Origin of the sequence: Halomonas sp. KHS3 (assembly GCF_000830495.1) — a bacterium.
GTDB classification, from domain to species: Bacteria; Pseudomonadota; Gammaproteobacteria; order Pseudomonadales; family Halomonadaceae; genus Vreelandella; species Vreelandella titanicae.
This window is the reverse complement of sequence record NZ_JWHY01000003.1, coordinates 217,112-239,208: the sequence shown is the minus strand read 5'-3', so window position 1 is coordinate 239,208 and position 22,097 is coordinate 217,112. Positions and strand designations below refer to the sequence as shown.

19 protein-coding genes and 5 tRNA genes are annotated in these 22,097 nt (G+C 55.5%); 7 read left to right on the top strand and 17 right to left on the bottom strand.

The features are described 5' to 3' along the window. Nucleotides 1-21: 21 nt before the first annotated feature. Complete coding sequence (locus RO22_RS09985; RefSeq protein ID WP_041158252.1) at nt 22-906, bottom strand: LysR family transcriptional regulator; 885 nt, start codon at nt 904-906, stop codon at nt 22-24. A 134-nt stretch (nt 907-1,040) separates the two neighbouring features. Between RO22_RS09985 and RO22_RS09980 the strand changes: the two genes are divergently transcribed. Further along, the gene (locus RO22_RS09980) at nt 1,041-1,466 is read left to right on the top strand and encodes a VOC family protein (RefSeq protein ID WP_022522552.1); all 426 of its coding nucleotides are present in this window, start codon (nt 1,041-1,043) and stop codon (nt 1,464-1,466) included. Nucleotides 1,467-1,486: 20 nt separating this feature from the next. Here RO22_RS09980 and RO22_RS09975 read toward each other — a convergent pair whose 3' ends face one another. Next, entirely contained in the window at nt 1,487-2,380 is an 894-nt protein-coding gene (locus RO22_RS09975) for an AraC family transcriptional regulator (protein ID WP_041158251.1), read from the bottom strand. 220 nt (nt 2,381-2,600) lie between these two features. Here RO22_RS09975 and RO22_RS09970 point away from each other — a divergent pair, with 220 nt between their 5' ends. Next, nucleotides 2,601-3,662: an NAD(P)-dependent alcohol dehydrogenase gene (locus tag RO22_RS09970; RefSeq protein WP_009288229.1), complete on the top strand. Its 1,062-nt coding sequence runs from the start codon at nt 2,601-2,603 to the stop codon at nt 3,660-3,662. A gap of 129 nt (nt 3,663-3,791) precedes the next feature. On the opposite strand, the gene lnt is transcribed toward RO22_RS09970, so the two are convergent. The 5 genes from lnt to miaB all read right to left on the bottom strand — a co-directional run bounded on the left by lnt (nt 3,792) and on the right by miaB (nt 9,606). Then, nucleotides 3,792-5,273 (bottom strand): apolipoprotein N-acyltransferase, encoded by a 1,482-nt coding sequence (lnt, locus tag RO22_RS09965; RefSeq protein ID WP_041158250.1) that lies wholly within the window; start codon nt 5,271-5,273, stop codon nt 3,792-3,794. Between the two features lie 63 nt (nt 5,274-5,336). Beyond that, a complete protein-coding gene (locus RO22_RS09960; RefSeq protein ID WP_009288231.1) occupies nt 5,337-6,236 on the bottom strand; it encodes an HlyC/CorC family transporter in 900 nt (299 codons plus the stop codon). 179 nt (nt 6,237-6,415) lie between these two features. Further along, complete coding sequence (ybeY, locus tag RO22_RS09955; RefSeq protein WP_009288232.1) at nt 6,416-6,901, bottom strand: rRNA maturation RNase YbeY; 486 nt, start codon at nt 6,899-6,901, stop codon at nt 6,416-6,418. Further along, a complete protein-coding gene (locus tag RO22_RS09950; protein ID WP_009288233.1) occupies nt 6,898-7,977 on the bottom strand; it encodes a PhoH family protein in 1,080 nt (359 codons plus the stop codon). Before RO22_RS09950 ends, ybeY begins: the two co-directional genes overlap by 4 nt. A gap of 285 nt (nt 7,978-8,262) precedes the next feature. Then, entirely contained in the window at nt 8,263-9,606 is a 1,344-nt protein-coding gene (gene miaB, locus RO22_RS09945) for a tRNA (N6-isopentenyl adenosine(37)-C2)-methylthiotransferase MiaB (RefSeq protein ID WP_009288234.1), read from the bottom strand. 198 nt (nt 9,607-9,804) lie between these two features. Between miaB and RO22_RS09940 the strand changes: the two genes are divergently transcribed. The 4 genes from RO22_RS09940 (at nt 9,805) to RO22_RS09925 (ending at nt 10,749) form a co-directional block, all read left to right on the top strand. Continuing rightward, nucleotides 9,805-9,880, top strand: a tRNA-Asn gene (locus tag RO22_RS09940). A 93-nt stretch (nt 9,881-9,973) separates the two neighbouring features. Continuing rightward, nucleotides 9,974-10,049 (top strand) — tRNA-Asn (locus RO22_RS09935). A 96-nt stretch (nt 10,050-10,145) separates the two neighbouring features. Beyond that, a tRNA-Asn gene (locus RO22_RS09930) sits at nt 10,146-10,221 on the top strand. Nucleotides 10,222-10,383: 162 nt separating this feature from the next. Continuing rightward, nucleotides 10,384-10,749 carry a metalloregulator ArsR/SmtB family transcription factor gene (locus tag RO22_RS09925; protein ID WP_022522558.1) on the top strand — a complete coding sequence of 122 codons (366 nt, stop codon included), beginning with the start codon at nt 10,384-10,386 and terminating at the stop codon, nt 10,747-10,749. A 92-nt stretch (nt 10,750-10,841) separates the two neighbouring features. Here RO22_RS09925 and RO22_RS09920 read toward each other — a convergent pair whose 3' ends face one another. Further along, nucleotides 10,842-12,965: a carboxy terminal-processing peptidase gene (locus tag RO22_RS09920; RefSeq protein WP_041158249.1), complete on the bottom strand. Its 2,124-nt coding sequence runs from the start codon at nt 12,963-12,965 to the stop codon at nt 10,842-10,844. 138 nt (nt 12,966-13,103) lie between these two features. Here RO22_RS09920 and RO22_RS09915 point away from each other — a divergent pair, with 138 nt between their 5' ends. Then, nucleotides 13,104-14,408 (top strand): M18 family aminopeptidase, encoded by a 1,305-nt coding sequence (locus RO22_RS09915; RefSeq protein WP_041158248.1) that lies wholly within the window; start codon nt 13,104-13,106, stop codon nt 14,406-14,408. 103 nt (nt 14,409-14,511) lie between these two features. Here the strand turns inward: RO22_RS09915 and RO22_RS09910 are convergent. The 9 genes from RO22_RS09910 to RO22_RS09870 form a co-directional block, all read right to left on the bottom strand. Further along, a tRNA-Met gene (locus RO22_RS09910) sits at nt 14,512-14,588 on the bottom strand. A gap of 76 nt (nt 14,589-14,664) precedes the next feature. Then, nucleotides 14,665-15,756: a redox-regulated ATPase YchF gene (ychF, locus tag RO22_RS09905; RefSeq protein ID WP_041158247.1), complete on the bottom strand. Its 1,092-nt coding sequence runs from the start codon at nt 15,754-15,756 to the stop codon at nt 14,665-14,667. Nucleotides 15,757-15,860: 104 nt separating this feature from the next. Next, nucleotides 15,861-16,448 (bottom strand): aminoacyl-tRNA hydrolase, encoded by a 588-nt coding sequence (pth, locus tag RO22_RS09900; RefSeq protein WP_022522562.1) that lies wholly within the window; start codon nt 16,446-16,448, stop codon nt 15,861-15,863. A 192-nt stretch (nt 16,449-16,640) separates the two neighbouring features. Further along, nucleotides 16,641-17,285, bottom strand: coding sequence for a 50S ribosomal protein L25/general stress protein Ctc (locus RO22_RS09895; RefSeq protein ID WP_009287568.1), 645 nt, complete (start codon nt 17,283-17,285; stop codon nt 16,641-16,643). A gap of 96 nt (nt 17,286-17,381) precedes the next feature. Then, nucleotides 17,382-18,323, bottom strand: coding sequence for a ribose-phosphate pyrophosphokinase (locus RO22_RS09890; RefSeq protein WP_009287569.1), 942 nt, complete (start codon nt 18,321-18,323; stop codon nt 17,382-17,384). 58 nt (nt 18,324-18,381) lie between these two features. Continuing rightward, nucleotides 18,382-18,456 (bottom strand) — tRNA-Gln (locus RO22_RS09885). A gap of 49 nt (nt 18,457-18,505) precedes the next feature. Beyond that, nucleotides 18,506-19,360, bottom strand: a complete 855-nt coding sequence (gene ispE / locus RO22_RS09880) for a 4-(cytidine 5'-diphospho)-2-C-methyl-D-erythritol kinase (protein ID WP_041158246.1) — start codon at nt 19,358-19,360, stop codon at nt 18,506-18,508. Between the two features lie 14 nt (nt 19,361-19,374). Continuing rightward, a complete protein-coding gene (gene lolB / locus RO22_RS09875) occupies nt 19,375-20,037 on the bottom strand; it encodes a lipoprotein insertase outer membrane protein LolB (protein ID WP_022522563.1) in 663 nt (220 codons plus the stop codon). Nucleotides 20,038-20,146: 109 nt separating this feature from the next. Further along, nucleotides 20,147-21,985 carry a tetratricopeptide repeat protein gene (locus tag RO22_RS09870; RefSeq protein ID WP_081742647.1) on the bottom strand — a complete coding sequence of 613 codons (1,839 nt, stop codon included), beginning with the start codon at nt 21,983-21,985 and terminating at the stop codon, nt 20,147-20,149. Nucleotides 21,986-22,097 lie beyond the last annotated feature (112 nt).

Below are 22,097 nucleotides of genomic sequence, written 5' to 3'. Positions count from 1 at the left end.
TTTGATATTGAAAGAAACATTTTAGGCGCCATTATCAGGCCGCTGGGCGATTTCGCCAATCAATTGGGCCAGCGCCCGGGCGGGTTCGCTCAAATGGCCGCTACTGGGATGTATCAGCCCTATGTCGCGGTGAAAGGTGCGTTCGCCTAAATCAATCGCACGCACTTTCGCTGGCCAGGGTTGCTGTGCAATCGCTTGGGGCACCAGAGCAACGCCTACCCCTTTGGCGACCAGTTTAACGATGGCCTCTAGTTCATCCACTTCGCATACTTCACGTACATTGCAGTGATTGTCACGCAGAAAGCGTTCGACCTGCCGTCCCCCAAAGGAAGCACGGTCGTAGCGGACAAACGGCTGGCGGGCGATCAGCTCCTGCCAGTGATCGCCCTCAATATGGCGCGGCACGATTAAACGAAATGGCTCGTGGGCAAGGGGCGTCCAGCGTAAATCGCTGTGCAGTGAAAAGGGCGGGCGAATAATCACCGCCATATCCAGCTCCCCAGCGTCGACTTGATTCACCAGCTCCATGGAGAGCCCTGGCACCACGCGGGTGCGGCATTCGCTATAGGTGTGATGAAAGCGCGCCAGCGCATCGGGCAGTAGCGAGCGCTGTATGGACGCGATGGCTCCAATGTTGACCCGTTGAGTGGTGGCTTGGCCTGCAGTCGTCGCACCCAGTGTGCTGTAGAGGGTGAGCAGTGCATGAGCTTGCTTTAACGTTTCCTGCCCACGCTGCGTCAATATGGCGGTACGCCCTTTACGCTCAAACAGTGGGATACCCAACTCTGCCTCAAGGCGTTTCATTTGTGCGCTTACCGCCGCTTGAGTCAGGCCAATTTTGTTGCCCGCTGCGGCAAAGGTGCCTTCCTGTGCTACCGCAATCAGCGTTTTTAGCTCGCGGATCATTGATCAATCCTTTTTGTGAATCAGCTAAATAGTTATTGATTTTATTTTCCCATGAGCGGCCCTAGGATTAATACAGCGGGGCTGCATAAAGTGCCTGCTAACCCTCATAAAACCCAATAATGTGGAGAATGACCATGAGCCTTTCACCCTTTCATCTGGCGATACCTGTTTACGATGTAGCGCTGGCGCGGGCGTTTTACAACGATGTGTTTGGCCTGGAAGAGGGGCGTTCCAGCGAGCAGTGGGTCGACTTTAATTTCTTTGGCCACCAACTGGTCATTCATGAGCAGCCCAAAACGCCGGGGCAAGAGAGCGCCCACACTAATCCGGTAGATGGGCACAACGTCCCGGTGCCGCACTTTGGCGTAATATTAGCGTGGGACGAGTGGGAAGCCCTGGCCGAGCGCTTGAAATCGCGCGATACGCAGTTTGTGATCGAGCCGTATATTCGCTTTAAAGGCGAAGTAGGTGAGCAGGCCACCATGTTTCTGCTCGACCCCTGCGGAAATGCCCTGGAGTTCAAGGCGTTTAAAGATATGAGTCAGGTGTTTGCTAAATAAGCCCTGCATTAAATCTCGTTTTAAGCGCGTAACGCTTGCTCCTGGCGGCGATGCTGAAGCGGGGGCTCGCCAAAGTAGCGCTTATAGTCACGGCTAAACTGAGGCACGCTGCGGTAACCCACCGCCGCAGCGGCCTGATTAACGTTGTGATTATCCTGCAGCAGCAACTGCTGCGCTTTGATTAGGCGCAACCGCTTTAAGTACTGAGCCGGTGATGAGCGGGTAATTTGCTTAAAGTGCTGGTGAAAAGTCGAGGGGCTCATATGGGCCTGTGCTGCCAACTGCTCCACGCTAAAGTCGTCGGCAAAATGGGTGTGGAGCTTAGAGAGCACCTGCACAATGCGTGAATAGTTACCATGCCCCAGTACGAGCGCCCGTAAAGCAGGCCCCTGTTCTCCCTTCAGCGCTTCAAACACCACGTCACGAATGCGGGCGTTGCCCATGGCGCTGCACTCTACCGCTACGTTTAGCGTGCGCGCTAAGCGCCATACGGCGTCCTGCATGCCCTCTGTCATGGCCACCGAGGCCATTGGCAGCGGTGCCTGGGCGTGATGACCGGTATCGCCCATAGCTGTCACCATCTCGCTTAATAATGCCGGATCCAGGCGCACCGATATACCCAGCAAAGGGGCTTCCGGCGAGCCGTAGGTTTCGCACTCAAAGGGCAGTGGTAGCGTTTGCACTAAGTAGTGGCCGGGGTCGTAATAGATTTCGCGATCACCCAGATAACCCATTTTACGCCCCTGGGCAATGATGGTCAGGCTCGGCTCATAGAGCAGTGGCGTACGTACCTGATGGCGGCTTAAACAGAGTAACGACACGCCGGGTAGCTGCGTGTTATTGATTCCGTCGCTTTTAACCAGTGGCGCGATAACGGCAGCCAGCGCATTGCCAGCCTGAGCGGTGGAGGTCATGAGGGTTTCTCTCGGGTTTCTGGTGGTTTTTGTATAATCATAACGATTTATGGCTATTTTTTGTTATTTTATTACGTGGTGTCGGAGTATTTGGCAAAAATGACGTAGCTTCGTTCATCGCTATCATCACTGATTAGGCGAATACTATCGGCATACCTCGCATGCGGGGAAATGTCTGCTGATTTATATGGCAGTCTTTTGCTGATAAGGAGTTTCACCGATGAGCCAAGCATTATCCTACGCCGCATTCGCTGCCGATAAGCCCTTAGCACCGTTTACTTTTGATCGTCGCCAGCCGCGCCCCGATGACGTCGCCATCGAAATTCTCTACTGTGGTGTCTGCCACAGCGATCTGCATTTTGCTCGCAATGACTGGGGCATGAGCCAGTATCCCGTCGTACCTGGCCATGAGATTGTCGGACGCGTGACCTCTGTGGGCGATAAAGTATCGCGTTTTAAAGCCGGTGACCTGGTGGGTGTCGGTTGCATGGTCGATTCATGCCGTACCTGTGCTGCCTGTAAAGATGGCGTAGAGCAGTACTGCCTGGAAGGCTTCACCATGACCTACGGCAGCGAAGATCGTCAGGATGGCACCCTAACCCAGGGTGGCTACTCCGATTCCATCGTGGTGAGCGAGCACTTTGTGCTACAGATGCCTGATGGTATTGATCTGGCCTCAGCGGCGCCGATTCTATGCGCCGGTGTAACGACTTACTCACCGCTCAAGCATCACGGCGTGGGCAAAGGCCATAAAGTCGGTGTGATCGGTATGGGTGGCTTAGGCCACATGGGCGTTAAATTGGCCAAAGCGTTGGGCGCTGAAGTCACGGTGTTCACCCGTTCCGACGCCAAGGTTGAAGAAGCGAAGCGTAACGGTGCAGACCACGTGGTGGTTTCCAGCGACCAGGCACAAATGGATGCCGTGGCTGAAACCTTTGATTTCATGCTCGACACCGTACCTGTCCAACACGATCTAAACCCCTACCTAACGTCGTTGAAGTATGACGGTACCCATATCATTGTCGGCTTGTTAGAGCCCATTGAGCCTGCTATTGAAGCGTTCAATTTGGTCTTTAAGCGTCGTGTGGTTGCCGGTTCACTAATTGGTGGCATTGCGGAGACTGAAGAGCTGCTCAAGCTGTGCGCCGATCAGGGCATTACCTGTGATATCGAGATGCTCGATATCAATAACATTAACGAAGGTTTTGAGCGCATGGAAAAAGGCGATGTGCGCTATCGTTTCGTGATTGATATGGCCACGCTAAAAAACAGTGCAGCCTAAATAACGGATTGTCTAGCTGCCTATCTATCCACTCAGGTAGGTAGCTAGCTGGAGCAAAACAAAACGGCCCGAGTCCTGCAGAGGACTCGGGCCGTTTTTCTAGCTAGCCACTTTAGCGCCTGAGGCGTTTCAACTTCGTGGTTGGCGTGTGACTCTTGCTGCCACCACGCCGGGCAAGAGCATCAAGCCTGCTAACAGCCAAGCTGGCCAGCTACCCAAGCGGGTGAAAGGCGTTAGACCCTCCATGGCGTAAAACTCACCGGTGAGCGTGGTTGTCTCAAACTGCGGCGCGCGTTCAACAATGCGCCCACTGGAATCGATAATAGCGGTAATGCCATTGCTGGTGGCGCGGATCACATAGCGTCCATTCTCTAGCGCGCGTAGGCGTGCCATCTGCAGATGCTGGTGGGGGCCAATTGAGGCGCCAAACCAGGTGTCGTTAGACACCGTCATGATGACACCGCTGTCTTGGGCTCGGCGGGCGACTAGCTGTGGGTAGATGATCTCATAGCAAATAGCGTTACCAATATGAATCCCGGCGGCCTGCATCGGTGTTTGCTCATGCTCACCTTTGGTAAAGGTCGACATGGGCAGGTCAAAAAAATCAATCGCCCCGCGGAGTACACTCTCCAGCGGCAGGTACTCACCAAAAGGCACCAGGTGTTCTTTCTGGTAGCTGCCCTCTACGTCGCCGACGCCAATCACGCTATTGAAGTAACGCTCCTGCTCGTCGCGCTGAACGATGCCGGTGAGCAGAGCGACGTCGGGCGGTAGGTTCGCTTGCACCCGCTCCAGCACCGGGCGAGCCTGGGTCTCCATCATTGGCAGGGCGGTTTCTGGCCAGATGATCAGGTCAACCTCATCGGCGACTTCGCGGGTGAGGTTGCTATAGGTATTCGCCGCCGTGCGCTGCCCTTCGGGCGTCCACTTCAGCAACTGCGGCAGGTTGCCCTGTAGCAGTGCCACGCGCGTGGGCTCGTCCACAGGCGTGGTCCACTGATGGGGGAGTGCCAAGGGAATTAGCCAAATAGCCGCCAGTGGCGCAAGTGTCCACCACTGACGGCGCCGCAGTAGTTCAGCGCCAAGCGCACCGCTAAGTGCGACCAGCAGCGAGAGCAGGTAGACGCCGCCAACGGGTGCCCAGGCAGCCAGCGGCGAGTCGACGTAGCCAGAGCCCAGCAACAGCCAGGGAAAGCCGGTAAACAAGTAGGTGCGTAGCACCTCGCCCAGTACCCAGGCGCCAGCAAAGCTGATAAACGCAAGCCGGGCGGAGGTGAAGCGCCGGTAGAGCCAGAAAGTGCCGGCAAAAAACAGCGCCAGAATCGTCACAAACAGCGCTGTTAGGAAAACAGCTAGCGGTACACCGGTGTAGCCATAGTCGTGGATAGAGACATACACCCAAGAGGTGCCGCTGGCGAACAGTGCCACGCCATATAACCAGCCCTTCAGGGCCGCTTGGGAGGGGGTTAAAGTGTGCAGGCCCACATAGAGTAAGCCAATTGCCACCGGGCCAAGCCACCAAAGCTCAAAAGGGGAAGCCGTTAGGGTGGTGAAACCGCCCGCCACCAGGGCGGCAAGCAGCTGTAACAAAAACGCGGGGGGTAAACCCATAGCGATAACCTATCTACGGTAAAGTGCGAGGGAGTGGAGAGAAAACAGCGCGACAACAAGCGCCTAGGCTGGCTTGTTCTCCTGGTCATCATCCTCTTCGTCATCGCGGCGGGTGTCGCGATAGGCTTCGAGTAGACGGATGCGTCGGGTGTCAGCATTGAGAATCACAAACCGCCAGCCGCCCAGAATGGTGTGTTCACCGCGCCGCGGTAGATGGCCAAACTGCTGCATTACCAGGCCGCCAACGGTATCGAACTCATCGTCAGAGAACTCGGTGTCAAAGCGTTCGTTGAAATCTTCGATGGGGGTCAGTGCGCGAATGGCGTAGCGGCCATTCTCTATTTCGCGGATATCGTCCTCTTCATCGGTATCGTGCTCATCTTCGATGTCGCCAACGATCTGCTCAAGAATATCTTCGATGGTGATAATGCCCGCGGTGCCGCCGTATTCATCCACCACCACTGCCATGTGATTGTGGGTATCCCGAAACTCTTTGAGTAGGCTGTTTAGCCGTTTTGATTCAGGGATAAACATCGCGGGGCGCAAAATGTCATCTAACTTGAACGCATCACGCTGGGCCTGTGTCTGGGAGAGCAGGGGGAGTAAATCTTTTACCAGCAGAATGCCTTTTACATCGTCCAGATTTTCGCCAATCACCGGGTAGCGGGAGTGGCCGGTTTCCTGAATCAGTGGTAGGTAGCCGTCGCTGGTTTGATCCAGAGCGATGGCTGAGACCTGGGAGCGAGGTATTAGCACTTCACGAACCTGCTGATCGCTGATATCAAGCGCCCCTTCGATGATCATAATGGCGTCTTGATCCAGCTTTAATTTCCCTGCGGTATGGCGTAAAAACGTCATCAGCTCATCGCGTGAGCTGGGTTCGTCATTGTCTCCGGAAAGGGCGCCAAAGAGTTTCTCGAGCCAGGATTTTTGATTGGGGTTGCTCGATCGGTCTTCGCTCATGCGTCAATTCTCTCGTTTGCGGGCAGACAGTTGCTATCTCGTTGACGACATCGTTATATAAACCATGTCGTCAGGTAGCTGTTTTATCACTGAAACGGGGGATAGTACCAGATTAGTTGTTACGTGATTTAACGCACTCACCGCTAAATAATAAAGAGGTAAGGGGCTAAGCGTGTTCCCTATTGAGCGGGGGGGCTGTCAGCATACGGATCAGGAATGCTTAGCTCGGCTAACAGCTCGCGCTCAAACTGCTCCATTTCCTCGGCCTCGTGATCATCAATATGATCGTAGCCCATTAAATGCAAGATGCCATGCACGACCATATGGGCGTAGTGGTGCTCGATCGACTTGTTTTGCTCGTTGGCTTCTTTGGCCACCACGGCATGGCAAATCACCAGGTCGCCGAGTAACGGTAAATCCACACCCGGCGGGCTCTCAAAAGGGAATGACAGCACGTTGGTGGTTTTGTCTTTGCCGCGGTAATCACGGTTGAGCGTTTGGCTTTCAAGCTCATCCACAAAGCGAATAGTCACTTCAAGACGCTGATCGTCAGGGTGGTGGGCAAACACACAGCCCACCCATTGGGTGAGCTGTGGCAGGCTGGGTAGCAGTGGTTCGTCAATCGCCGCCTGACGATCAACGATGACTTCAATGGCCTCGCTCATCGCGAACTATCCCATGCGTCTTCGCGTGCCTGCATACGTGCGTCACGCTCTTGCTGGCGTGCCTCGCGGCGAGCACGCTCTTCCACTTCCTGCTGGGATTCGAACATATCGTAGGCTTCGATAATGCGCTGTACCAGCGGGTGGCGTACCACATCCTTGGCGGCAAAGTGGGTGACGCCGATGCCTTGAGTGTCTTTCAACACGTCGAGCACCTGAATCAGCCCTGAACGCTGGCCTTTGGGGAGATCGACCTGGGTCACGTCGCCGGTAATCACGGCGGTGGAGCCAAAGCCAATCCGGGTCAGGAACATTTTCATCTGCTCCGGGGTGGTGTTCTGGCTCTCATCCAGAATGATGTAGGAGTTATTGAGTGTGCGGCCACGCATATAGGCCAGCGGGGCAATCTCAATCACCTGACGCTCAATCAGTTTTGCCACCTGCTCGAAGCCAATCATTTCATACAGGGCATCGTAAAGGGGCCGCAGGTAGGGATCGATTTTCTGGGCCAGGTCGCCGGGCAAGAAGCCAAGTTTTTCACCCGCTTCCACCGCCGGGCGCACGAGCAGGATGCGGCGTACTTCCTGTTGGTTGAGTGCCTCAACCGCGGCGGCAACAGCGAGGTAGGTTTTACCGGTACCCGCAGGGCCAATGCCGAAATTGATGTCGTGTTCACGGATACTTGATACGTAGCGCTGCTGGTTGAGCCCGCGCGGTTTGATCATGGTGCGTGGGGTGCGCATGATCACTTCATCGCTGCTGCCGACGCCGTCAGCTTCCTCTTCCAGCGCTTCAAGCCCGGACTCTTGCAGGAACAGGTGCACAGTGTCGGCCTCAAGTTCGCTCGCCGCTGTTTCGCGATAGAGGTGTTCCAACACGTTCGCCGCTGCTTTGATGCGGTTGGCTGGGCCCGCCAGTTGGAACACATTGCCCCGGTTGCGCAGCGTCACATCTAGGCGGCTTTCAATCAGCTTCAAATGCTCGTCCTGCTGGCCGCAAAGGCTAGCAAGGCGCTGCGGATCATTGGGTTCAAGGCTTAAGGTGATGATGCGATTGGCCTGAGGTGTTGGCTGGCTCAAGAGTGGGGAACCCCTCGTTAGTGTGTGTATCGTTCAGCTTACTGCCCCACCAGAAGCGGGGCAATGATCTATGCTAACTGAAAGGTACTTTATACAGTACGGTGCCGAGAGCAGGTTTCCGCGAGGGCGCTGTGAACCCTTCCTTGGGCGCTACTTTTGCCATCTGACCGCCATGGATGGCGGAAATGCCGGAATTGTTGGGAACCCTTTCCGGCCCTGGCAAAAGACCCTCGCTACAACCTGTTCTCGCACTCGTTATCGGGCATTTATAAATGCGTTAAACAATCAATAGCGCTCAGGTGAGGCAAGCTCACCGCGTAGCGAATTGGGAAATGCCTCGGTGATCTCTACATCGACAAAGTAGCCGATTAGTTCGGTGGGGTTGGCAGCGCGGAAGTTAACCACTCGGTTATTCTCGGTACGCCCTGAGAGCTGGCCGGGGTCGCGGGGCGAAAAGCCGTTAACCAGTACACGCTGTGTGCTGCCGACCATGCGGCGGCTAATTTGCGCGGTTTGCTGAATGATCCGCTCCTGCAGAATCGCCAGACGCTGCTTTTTGACACTCTCCGGTGTTTCATCCGGCAGGCCAGAAGCAGGTGTGCCGGGGCGTGCGGAGTAAACGAAGCTGAACGAATGATCGAAGCCGATTTGATGAATTAAATTCATCGTCGCTTCAAAATCTTCTTCTGTTTCGCCAGGGAAGCCGATGATGAAGTCAGAAGAGAAGCTGATGTCCGGGCGGTTGGCGCGGATGCGCTCCATCTTTTCAATGTATTCGGCCGCCGTATGCCCGCGCTTCATGGCAGTAAGAATACGGTCTGAACCCGACTGTACCGGCAGGTGAAGGTGGCTCACCAGCTCAGGGATATCGGCAAAGGCGTCAACTAGGCTGTCGGTAAACTCCACCGGGTGTGAGGTGGTAAAGCGGATGCGGTCAATGCCCTCAACCGCCGCAACGCAGGCAATCAGTTCGGCCAGGTCGATTTCATCGCCAAGCTGGTTTTCACCGCGGTAGGCATTGACGTTCTGGCCCAACAGGTTGATCTCGCGCACGCCCTGGTCGGAAAGGTGAATGACTTCATCCATTACCGCCTCAAAGGGGCGCGAGACTTCTTCACCGCGGGTGTAGGGCACCACGCAGAAGGTGCAGTACTTTGAGCAACCTTCCATGATCGACACAAACGCCGTTGCGCCATCAGAAGAGGGCTTGGGCAGGTGGTCGAATTTTTCGATCTCTGGAAAGGTGACATCTACCGCCGCAATCTGATTATTGCCACGGGCATCCAGCATTGAGGGTACGCGGTGCAGGGTTTGCGGCCCGAACACCATGTCCACGTGAGGCGCGCGCTTGCGAATGGCTTCGCCTTCCTGGCTTGCCACGCAGCCGCCCACGCCAATCACCAGGTTGGGATTGGCGTCTTTAAGTTTTTTCCAGCGTCCCAGCTGATGAAAAACTTTTTCCTGCGCTTTTTCGCGAATCGAGCAGGTGTTTAACAGAATGACATCGGCTTCACGCTCATTATCAGTGAGTTCGAGCTGGTGAGATTCGCCGAGTAGATCCGCCATGCGGGAGGAGTCGTACTCGTTCATTTGGCAGCCGTGCGTTTTGATGAAGAGCTTCTTCGCCATCGGTACCTGTCATCTATGAGTCGTCGGGGGACGAGGATGAATGGAGTGTCGTCGTGCGGTCGGCAGTGATAGTGCCCGAACCGCTATCGTTAGTTGGCGCATTATACGGATACAAGAAACCAGCGGCTAGCGTTCATCCATAATCGATACTTGACCCTCACGATTCTATGGGTATACTACGCACCGTGTTTGAGCAGTTCCTCGATAGCTCAGTTGGTAGAGCAAATGACTGTTAATCATTGGGTCGCAGGTTCGAGTCCTGCTCGAGGAGCCAATCAATTGCTGGAAGTTATTAGCAATTTTGGTTTCGCTTTAAACACGATAGCGTTTGAAAAGACAGCGCTTATGAAAAAATAGCTTAAGATGTTCCTCGATAGCTCAGTTGGTAGAGCAAATGACTGTTAATCATTGGGTCGCAGGTTCGAGTCCTGCTCGAGGAGCCAAGTTATCACATCAGTACTTCACAGGTACTGCGCATTAGCTAGCTGTTTAAGATATGCCGATACGGGGATATCTTCATATAACAGGTAGTGCACTGTTCCTCGATAGCTCAGTTGGTAGAGCAAATGACTGTTAATCATTGGGTCGCAGGTTCGAGTCCTGCTCGAGGAGCCATTTAATCCCCCTGTTAGTCTAAGTCTCACTGTTTCTTTAATACCCGCTGCTTAATGGCATCTGGGTGTTTTTCTGTGCCTGAATGCCGCGCATTCGCGTGGTGCTTACTGCTAACGGTTCTTGTGGCGTAAACTACACATAGTCAATCAGTCTGGGAAGTTTATGGTGGGCAAAGTGAATACACCGCAAGCCTTGCAGGTGTTTAAATGTTTAAGCGATGAGACGCGTTTGATGCTGGTGCTGCTGGTGGCTCAAGAGCAGGAGCTTTGCGTGTGCGAAATGACTTATGCGCTGCAGGAGTCCCAGCCTAAAGTATCGCGTCATTTGGCTCAGCTGCGTCAGTGTGGGTTGCTGAGTGATCAGCGTGAGGGGCAGTGGGTCTATTACCGGCTTGCCCCCCAGTTGCCTGCCTGGGCTCATGAGGTGATTCGCGCGGGTGGCCAGGGCAGTGCCGCCCAGTTAGCTGCGCTGACTCGGCGCTTAACCAAAATGGGTGACCGGCCAGCCCGCCTGGCGGCGCTCTGTTGAAACCAGGGTTAAAGCCAAAACGTTAAAACCAAAACGCCGCCCCTTGCGAAGGGGCGGCGTTTTTTTAACTAGCTTATTTTAACTCGGCGTACTTAGCGCTTTGCGGCTAACCGCTGAGTGTCTTGCAGGCGGGCGTAGTCGAGCAGGATTTCAGCCGATTCGAGCACATAGGCGCGATCAACAGCCAGTGCGTCATCTTCGTCGCTTTCCCCTTCACTGTCTTGGGTTGCCTCTGCGTCCTCAATTCCTTCTGTGACGCTTTCGGTGGCATCCGTACGAGCATCCATCCACTCATCCAGTTCTTCAAGGCCCAGTGCTCGGCGGCGTTGGTTTTCCAGCGAAAGCTGCTCGGCTTCCTGGGCTTCCATTTCACGCTTACGCTGCTCGCGATTTAGGCTCACGCTGGTATGCTGCTCGCGTAACTGGCGGGCCAGCGTGGACTGACGCTCTAAATAGCGGAAGTTGGCGTTGTCCTGGGCGCGTGCGTCGTGCTGGGCTATCAGTTTATCCAGCATGGTTTCAGGTTCGCCATAGCGGCGATACTGGACGTTCTGAACGGTGTCCCAGGCCAGGGCATTATCCAGGCTGCTCTCACCAATCCGCTCGGGGTCAATCAGGCTGGGGAAGTCGATGTCCGGCTCAACGCCGCGGTTCTGGGTGCTGTCGCCAGAAATGCGGTAGAACTTGGCGCGAGTCAGTTTGATCTGACCATGGCTCAGCTCGTTGAGCGTCTGCACGGTGCCTTTGCCAAACGTCGGCGTGCCCAATACTAAACCGCGACCATAATCCTGAATCGCACCGGCAAAAATCTCAGAGGCAGAGGCGGAGAGGCGATTCACCAGCACCCCTAGCGGGCCGTCATAAAGTGTCCCTGCTTCGCTGTCGCCATACAGTTGAATGCGCCCCTGGGCATCGCGCACTTGTACGGTGGGGCCGCGGTCGATAAACAGGCCAATAAGCGAGTTGGCTTCCTGGAGCGCACCGCCGCCGTTGTTGCGTAGGTCAAGCACGATACCTTCCACGCCCTCTTCTTTAAGGCGTTCGACTTCTTTGGCAACATCGCGAGTAGTGCTGCGATACTCCTCTTCACCCGCTTGCCAGGCGTCAAAATCGACGTAGAACGTCGGGATGTTAATCACCCCTAAGCGGTGAGGTTCTCCATCACGCTCGACTTCAATCACTTCGCCATGGGCGGCTTGGTCTTCAAGGCTAACGGTGTCACGGGTAATCTCAACGGTTTGCGAGCGGGTCATATCCACCGCTTGGGCAGGTACCACGTCCAAGCGAACAACGGAGCCTTTGGGGCCACGAATCAGATCCACCACGTTGTCCAGGCGCATGCCGACCACATTGACCATCTCACCCTCTTCCTGGCCTACGGCGATGATGCGATCCGCTGGCTCAAGTACGCCGGCGCGCTCCGCTGGGCCGCCGGGCACAAGGCTGGAAACTTTGACATATTCACCATCGGACTGAAGTAGGGCGCCAATGCCCTCAAGGGAGAGGCTCATCTGAATATCGAAGGATTCGCCCTGGCGAGGGGAGAGGTAGCCAGTATGTGGGTCGATACTGCTAGTAACGGCTGCCATCAGTACGCCAAATACATCTTCAGACTCGGTTTGCTCCAGTCGCGTTAGTTGGCCTTCATAGCGCTGGCGCAGGTTGTCTTCAATCTGTTCGCTATCCTGATCGGTCAGGGCGAGCGTTAAGGCGTCGTTTTTAAGCCGCTTGCGCCATAGCTCGTCAAGCTCGCTTTGCCGGGATGCCCAGGGCGCCTCTTCACGATCAATTTCTAAACGCTCGTTGCTTTCAAAATCGAAATCAAGGCCTTCGTCCAGCTTTGCCAGTAGCGACTCAAGGCGCGACCGTTGCCGATCACTAAAGGTGTTATAGAGATCAAACGCATCATCCAACTCACCATTGAAAAGAGCGTCTGCCATGCCCGTCTCTAAGTGACGATAGGGCTCGATATCACTGCGCAGCAGGTAGGCGCGCTGGCCGTCCAGAATATCCAAATAGCGTTGGAAAGCATCCTGCGACCACGCTTCATCAAATGTAATGTCAGCATAATGGCCGTAGCGGAGCGAGTCCGCAATTTCCACTGCCGCCTGGCGTTGTTCGTTGGTCGGCTCAAGTTGCGCTAAGGCGGCTGGGCTGGTAACAACCAGCATGACAGCCAGGGCGACCGAACGCGAAAGCGTTGCAAACAAGCTCATCAGTCAAGCTCTCCCGGATTTGTGTACACTCATTCTTCCCTAGACTCGCATATGACCCATGAGTTGCGTAGGTCGAGGGAGTATTGTAGCAGGTCGACTGCGCGATGAGACTCAATCATTACTGTTATGAGGATTTCCATGTCCGAGACTTTCAACGCTGATCGTTTAACGCGGTTATGCGATTTTCTGCGCCAATCACCGACCCCGTGGCACGCTGCAGGCAATATGGCTGAGCGATTGGAGCAAGCTGGTTTTCAGCGGCTGGAAGAGAAGGCCAATTGGCAGCTAACCCCGGGCAAGCGCTACTATGTCACCCGTAATGATTCGGCGATTATTGCTTTTCAGTTGCCTGAGTCTGAAGTGACGGCGCTGCGTATGATCGGTGCCCACACCGATAGCCCGGGGCTGCATCTAAAGCCTAACGCCACGCAGTGCTCTGCAGGCTGGCTACAGTTGGGAGTGCAGGTGTATGGCGGTGTCTTGTTAGCGCCGTGGTTTGACCGTGACCTGGGGCTGGCAGGGCGTGTGCATGTGCGCCATGCCGATGGTCGCTTGGAAAGCGTGTTGCTTAATGTCGATCAGGCAATTGCCATGGTGCCGAGCCTGGCGATTCACCTGGATCGTGATGTCAACGCAGGACGGCCGATTAACCCGCAGACGCAAATGGCGCCAGTATTGATGCAGAGCGATACGGCTACGCTAGGCGAGCTAGTGGCGCAGTGGTTAGAAGAGCAGCACGGCCTGCGTGCAGTGGAAGTAGTGGACTTTGAATTAGGCTTTTACGATGTTCAGCCACCGTCCCTGGTCGGTGTTAAGCATGAACTGGTGGCCAGCGCCCGGTTGGATAACTTGCTCTCCTGCTTCATCGGTTTAGAGGCACTCTTGGCTTGCGATGGCAGTCAAGGCGCTTTGTTGGTGGCCAACGATCACGAGGAAGTCGGCAGTGCCAGTGCCTGTGGTGCCCAAGGCCCATTCTTGGCGGATGTGCTAAAGCGCATTAATGGCCAGGTGGGCAAGGGAGACGACGAGTCGCTGATTCAACTGATTCAGTCGTCGCTGATGATTTCTTGCGATAATGCCCACGCACTGCATCCTAACTTTCGCGACAAGCACGATGAGCGCCATGGTCCAGCGATTAATGGTGGCCCGGTCATCAAGGTGAACTCCAGCCAGCGTTACGCCACCAATAGTGTCACTGGTGCGCTGTTTCGCGATGTCTGTCGTGAGGCTGACGTACCCGTGCAGTCGTTTGTTACCCGGGCGGATATGGGCTGTGGCAGTACGATTGGCCCGATTACCGCCACCGAGCTGGGTGTGCCCACTATTGATGTGGGGGTGCCTCAATGGGCGATGCATTCGATTCGGGAAACCGCGGGTACTAAAGATGTCGAGTATCTAACCCGCGCCCTAACGCTATTTCTAAACCGTCCTGCGTTAAGCTAGTCCAAGCAAATAGCTGAGTTTTACTTAGCAATAAAAGCTTGGCTACACAAATTGGCAGCACAAAAAAGCCCGCTAAATAAAATTAGCGGGCTTTTAATATGCTTGGTGGCTACGCCCTGATTTGAACAGGGGACCCCATCATTATGAGTGATGTGCTCTAACCAGCTGAGCTACGTAGCCTTTCAACGGGGGCGAATGATACTGATAACCCCGCCTTCAGTCAATGTTTTATTGCTGGTCGTATGGGTGTTGCCGCTTACACATTAAAGCGGAAGTGCACCACATCGCCATCTTTGACAATGTACTCTTTGCCTTCCAGGCGCCATTTCCCGGCGTCTTTGGCTGCCTGCTCACCGCCTAGCGATACGAAGTCCTCATAGGCAACCACTTCAGCACGGATAAAGCCTTTTTGGAAGTCGGTGTGAATCACGCCAGCGGCTTCTGGGGCTGTGGCACCTTCTTTCACTGTCCAGGCGCGCACTTCTTTAACACCGGCAGTGAAGTAGGTTTGCAGACCCAGCAGTGAGTAGCCCGCGCGAATGACACGATCAAGGCCTGGTTCATCCATGCCCATCTCACTTAAGAACATCGAGCGCTCTTCATCATCCAGCTCGGCAATTTCGGCTTCCAGCTGATTGCAAACAGGCACCACAAGCGCGCCTTCTTCAGCGGCGATTTCGTTAACAATATCCAGGTAAGGATTGTTCTCAAAACCATCTTCATTGACGTTAGCGATGTACATAGTTGGCTTCAGAGTCAAAAAGCCGAAGCTCTTCACCTGTCGCTGCTCTTCCTCGCTTAAGCCAAAGCTGCGTAGCGGTAAGCCTTCCGCAACGTGGGGCTGAATACGATCAAGAATCGCCTTAGTGGCAATGGCCTCTTTATCACCGCCTTTCACCGAACGAACCAGACGCTGGCTGGCTTTTTCGACAGTATCCAGGTCGGCCAGCGCCAGCTCTAAATTGATCGTTTCGATATCGGCGCGCGGGTCGACCTGGTTGGCTACGTGGATAACGTTGTCGTTATCGAAGCAGCGCACCACATGAGCAATCGCCTGGGTTTCACGAATGTTAGCCAGAAACTTGTTGCCTAAGCCCTCACCTTTGGAGGCCCCGGCGACCAAGCCAGCAATGTCGACGAACTCCATGGTGGTCGGCAGTACTTTTTGCGGCTTGACGATCTCGGCGAGCTTATCAAGGCGCGGATCCGGCATCGGCACGATACCCACGTTCGGCTCAATGGTACAGAAGGGGAAGTTTTCTGCATCGATGCCTGACTTGGTCAGTGCATTGAATAGTGTGGACTTGCCGACGTTAGGCAGGCCGACGATGCCGCAATTGAAACCCATAAAATGTTCCTGAGAATAAGGTGGTAGGGCGTAAAAGTAATCGCCATTCTACGAGATGCGCTAGCCATCAGCTACCGGCGTAACTTAACAGCTTTTGGCGGCGTCTATGCTGGCTTGAGGCTGTGCAGCTGGTTCATTGCTTTGGCCCAGTCTCCCGCGAGCGCTAGCGGTAGGGTGGTGACACACTCGTCCATGGCGCGAACAATGGCCTCGTGTTCGGCCTTGCCGGGACGCCCCAGTACATAATTAGTGACTTGGCGTGCCTCGCCGGGGTGACCAATGCCAATTCGTACCCGGTGAAACTGCTTCTGGCCGCCTAGTGCGCTAATAATATCGCGCAGGCCATTGTGGCCTCCATGCCCGCCACCGGTTTTGTAGCGTGCTTGGCCGGGGGGGAGGTCGAGCTCGTCGTGGGCGACCAGTAGGTTTTCAGGGGCAAGTTTGAAAAACTGGCACAAGGCTGCCACCGCGGCGCCACTGCGATTCATAAAGGTGGCAGGGTTGAGCAGGTGCAGTTCATGGTCGCCTAGGCGTACCTTGGCGTAGTGGCCGAAAAATTTCTTTTCCGGTCGTAGCTCTGCATGGGCGCTCTGCGCAATAGCCTCTACCAGCCAGAAACCGGCGTTATGGCGCGTGGCTTCATATTCCGCTCCGGGGTTGCCTAATCCAATAATGGCTGTTACCTGGCTCATCTTCCCACCTCGCACAAAATATTCAGGAGACCAAAACTATCCAGAAGACTAAAACAATCCAGAAAACATGGTTGACGCCGCGCCAGCGACGGCCCTAAAAAAAATCAAGCGCCGAGGCGCTTGATTCTAACATCGTGTCAGCATCACAAGGGCCATGCAGGCATGGCCCCAATAAGATGCTTAACGGGATACTTACTCGGCGCTGCTGTCTTCTTCGCCTTCGCTTTCACCATCTTCATCTTCTGCATCAGCACGCACTTTTACTTTCGTGATGCTGAGTACTGCATTGTCGTGCTCTTCACCGTGGGACAGGTCAACTGAGGTGACGCCGGCCGGTAGGGTAAGGTCAGACAGGTGCAGTGTCGTGCCAAGCTCAACGGCAGCGATGTCGACTTCGATAAAGTCAGGCAGGTCTTTCGGCAAGCAGCTGATCGCCACTTCGTTGGCCAGTACGTGCAGTTCGCCGCCTTGGTCTTTGATACCGACACACTTCTCTTCGCCCGTCACGTGCAGTGGCACGTTGATGGTGATTTCGTGAGTCGCATCAACGCGCAGGAAGTCGGCGTGGGTCAGCAACGGCTTGAAAGGGTGACGCTGCAGGTCACGAACAACGACTTGCTCTTCTTTGCCTTCGATCATCAGTTTGATGACGGAAGAGAAGAAAGACTCATCTTCAATCGCTTTGTAGAAAGCGGTTTTTTCAACAGCGATGGACTGCGCGCCTTTTTCGCCACCGTATACAACGGCCGGCACTTGCTGGTTCGCACGACGCAGGCGGCGGCTCGCACCTTTCCCCAGGTCGTTACGAACGCTGGCTTTCAGGATAAAATCAGACATGGAATTGCCTCTTAGTTTAAGTAAGGAAGACGCCGCCGACCGCGACCAGACGACGACGTTTCCGTGGCCCCAAAAGGGGGCTGTATCGTCAGCGGATTAGTGGAACATCGCGCTGACAGATTCTTCGTTGCTGACCCGGCGAATCGCTTCTGCGATCAGTCCAGCAACGCTCAACTGGCGAATTTTTCCGCTACGACGGGCAACGTCAGATAGCGGGATGGTGTCGGTCACCACCACTTCATCCAGTACGGAGTTGGTAATATTATCGACCGCAGGGCCGGACAGGATCGGGTGTGTCGCATAGGCCACCACGCGCTTGGCGCCGTGATCTTTTAACGCTTCACCGGCTTTACACAGCGTGCCTGCGGTGTCGATCATGTCGTCGACTACGACACAGGTGCGGCCCTCAATCTCGCCGATGATATGCATCACCTGGGCCTGGTTGGCCTGAGGGCGACGCTTATCGATAATGGCGAGATCGGCATTCAGCTGTTTGGCGATGGCACGGGCGCGAACAACGCCGCCCACGTCAGGGGAAACAACGACGAGGTCGCTGTAATTCTGACGCTCGATATCATCCAGCAGAATGGGAGAGCCGTAGACGTTGTCCACAGGAACATCAAAGAAGCCCTGGATCTGATCAGCATGTAGATCCATGGTCATCACGCGGTCAACGCCTGCTTTAACCATCATGTCCGCCACTACTTTGGCGGAAATCGGTACCCGTGCGGAGCGCACGCGGCGATCCTGGCGAGCATAGCCAAAGTAGGGAAGTACCGCCGTGATGCGAGTTGCCGAGGCGCGACGCAGTGCGTCGACCATCAGGATCAACTCCATCAGATTGTCGTTTGTCGGTGCACAGGTGGATTGTAGAATGAAGACATCCTTACCGCGCACGTTCTCATTGATCTCGACTGCGATTTCGCCGTCGCTGAATTGACCCACCGTAGCGTTACCCATACGGCTGTCTAAGCTCTCGGCAATTTTTTGAGCGAGTGCGGGATTGGCGTTCCCGGCGAAAACCATCAATTTTGACACGCGCAGCCACCTTTGCAGTGTTGGGGATCAGGGGAAAAAACGCAGGCCATTGTTGGGTTGGCTGGGGTACCAGGATTCGAACCTGGGAATGCCGATACCAAAAACCGGTGCCTTACCACTTGGCGATACCCCAGCAATAACCTAACGCACTGACCGGGCGCTTTTAGCTGCCCAGAGCGGAACTATAAATAGCCCAGAGCATCATGTAGGGGAGAGGTGTTGAGTCCGCGTGCTACCCATGCCGGCCAATGTTGTCCCGCTAATTGCGCGATTGCTTGTGCCGATTGCTGTGTATCGAAAGCAGCAAATAGACAAGCCCCCGTGCCGGTCAACCGACTAGGTGCGTGCTGTGCAAGCCAGTTCAGGGCTTCCGCAATTGGCGGATAGCGTTCCTTTACCACGGCCTCACAGTCATTGCGCCACTCCTGCGCTCCCCCCTGCAGTGCGCGCGCCATAGTAATGGGGCGGCTGTCACGTGTCAATTGCGGGTCTTGGAAGACGCCTGACGTAGACACACTAATACCCGGGTGAATAATCACAAACCAAGGGGTATCAAGCGTCACCGGGGTAAGCCGTTCGCCAACGCCTTCGCCCCAGGCGCTATGGCCATGTACGAATACCGGCACATCGGCCCCCAGCTGAAGCCCCAGACGAGCTAGTTCGACTAACGGCAGATTGAGCTGCCAGAGGTGGTTGAGCCCCACTAATGCGGTGGCTGCGTTGGAACTGCCACCCCCTAAACCGCCTCCCATCGGCAACTGCTTATCGATCGTAAGCGTAGCGCCTAGTGCAGTGCCGCTATGCTGTTGCAATAACCGTGCGGCGCGTACGATCAAATTGTCATCGTGGCTAACGCCGCTAACCTCACTGGTTAACTGAATTTCCCCGTCATCGCGGGGGGCCAACGTAAGGTGGTCGCACAGGTCGATAAACTGAAATAGCGTTTGCAGTGCGTGGTAGCCGTCTTCACGACGGCCCACTATATGCAGCATACGGTTAAGCTTGGCCGGCGCGGGAAGCGTTAATGGCGCGTTCATTGAAACGGTTACCTTTACTCTTCGCTAGCTTGCCACTGGTTGACGACCAGCGTAATACGCACATCATCGTAGTGCATGACCATGCGCCGTGGCAGCCATAAATCGTCGACTTTCTCCCAGTCGCGGTAGTCGATTTCCCAGCCGTCTTGGGTAAGATGGCTAGGAAAGCCCAGTTCGTCGGTTTCTAGCTGATAACTGCCGGTATTGTCATTATCAGGATCACCGGGCAGGCCGCGCACCCAGTTGGGCATAGCGGTGACGGGGAGTGACCAGCCCAACTGCTCTTCCATAAGCGCTTCTGGGGTTTCTGCCTCAAAGCGGCCGTCGCTATTGGAGAGGGAGAAACGTCCCTCGCGCCCCTCAAGCACGTTGCGTCCGCCGCCAAAGGGCCCGCTGATCAGCATACGGAAATAGTAGGGGGTTTGATTCCAGTCCAGGTTGGCGCTGACGTTCTCTTCTGGGGTGCGCAATCCTGCCTTGCCGACCAGCGTCCAGGTATCGAATGCTTCTACATCGGCCTGCTGGCGTTCCCACTGACCTGCCTGGCGGCCACTTTCATCCATGGGAGCCTGGGAGGCACAGCCGGCGAGCAAGAGAAGCGCGAAGCCGGCAAGCCAGAGGCGCGAAGTGTGACGTGTCAATGGCCAGCGGGGCGAGGGGGACGTCAGTGTCAACATAAACAGGCTCCATGTCAGGTGGTTATAGCGCAAGGGTAACATGATGGGGGCGCTTAAAATGGGGTTCGCAGGGTTAGGGTGCCTCTGGCGGCGTTAGTTCAGGACTTATTTAAGGACTGAGCTCAGGGCTTAGCTCAGGATAACGCTCAAGTAGCCCGTCGATCAGTGGGTGTTGGTTCGTCCGCTGCATGATTTGCTGGATCAACTGGCGCGCTTCTTCATCACGCCCCAGTGCATTTAGCACTTCGGCCAGATGCGCAGCGACCTCCTGGTCAGGTAGCTGCATATAGGCGCTTTCAAGCCAGGGCAGCGCTTCTTCAGGTTCGCCAAGGCGGAAGTAGACCCAGCCCATGCTATCGAGCACGGCAGGGTTGTCCGGATCAGCCTCGTAGGCACGCTCAATCAGCTCAAACGCCTCTTGCAAGCGCCCTGGCAAGTTAAGGTCGGCCAGTGTGTAGCCCAGCGCATTGAGCGCTTCGGCATTGTCTGGGTCGGTGCGCAGTATCTGACGCAAATCCTGCTCCATGCCCGCGATGTCGCCTGCTTCCCAACGCCGCATGGCACGCATATAAAGCAGCGATGCGTCATCAGGTGTACGGCTAATTTCGCGGTCTAATAGCGCATCAGCGTCCGCAGGTTGATTTATTTCGTCCAGCAACTGGACTTCGAGCATCACCAATTCAGTAAAGTAATTATCAAAGCGCATCCGTTCAATGCGTAGGAAGGCGCGAGCATCCAGCAGACGATCTTCCTCAATCAGCATTTGCGCGGCCGCCGCGCGAGCGGGCAAAAATTCACTGCCCTCGCTGACTTGGCGATAATAGAGCAGCGCATTATCGATATCGCCTTGCTCTTGGGTGATGGCGCCAAGTAGGTAATAGGCTAAATCTGGCACGTTAGGTTGGCCAATCAGCGGCTGCAGCAAGCGTTGCGCGGGTTCGGGGTGCCCCTCTTCCAGATAAAGCTGGGCTAGCGATAAGCGCAGATCTTCATTGCCTGCATGGCTCTCTAGCAGAGCGTTGGTTTGCACTTCAGCCGCGCTAATATTGTTAAGGCGGATTTCTGCTTGAGCCAGTAGCAGGATAAACCGCACATCGTCAGGGGCGAGTTCAAGGCCCTGTTGGGCAGCGCGTTGAGCGGCCGGGTAATCCTCAACCTCCAGTGCCAAGCGAGCTTTCACCAACCATAACGCAGCAGATTCGGGGTCGAGCAACTCGACTTGATCAAGCCGCCGCTGGGCAAGCGTTGTATCACCCAGGGCAGCCTCAATCAGTGCCGTGCCCAACAGTACATCGCTGTGATGGGGCAGTTGGTCAGTGTTTGGGCGGGCTAAATGCTCACGCAGCTGCTGGGCGATCAACGTTAATGGTGCCTCTTCAGCCACCGCGATCTCTGCAAAGGCGGTGATATCGCCATGGCCGCCAGCTTCAGCAATCGCAATGCGCTGTTCAAGGCTGTCGAGCCAATCACCACGCTGCAGTGAAAAGGCCGCCAGCAGACGATTGGGTGCTTCTGCCTGGGGGGCAAGCTCTCGCCAGCGAAGTGCCGAGGCTTCGACTAATGAAGCTTCATCGCCAAAGCGGGCCGCGAAGGTGGCGCGTTCAGCAAGCGCTGGCTCGCGATAGCGCTTAGCCGCTTCCAGGTAGCCCTGGCTCGCGTAGCGATAGTCGCCACGCTGGCCAGCAAGCTCAGCGCCCAGCAGCGTACTGAGCCCCGCGGCATCCAGCCCGCGGGTTATTGGCGGCGCATTGCGCATTGGGTCATCGGCCCAGGTGCCGAGGTGGCTATCCTGAGGGCTGGGCGTAGATTGGCAGGCGCTCAGCAGCAGAGCAGCAGAAGCGGCCAAAGGTAATCGCATCGAATGCCGGAACATAGCGCTCACTAGTGAGAAGCCCGAACAGGTAGAGCCCTTTAAACCAGGGCCCAATAAAGAAAAGCGAGGTCGCATGCGTCTCTCGATTAAGTGGCCAGATGCCCAGCATAGCGGCTTGCCTGCCTGCGGCAAAGTGGTGTGGGCCAGATGATAGCCTGCTGTGATAGAATGTTCCTCCTTGAAAAAG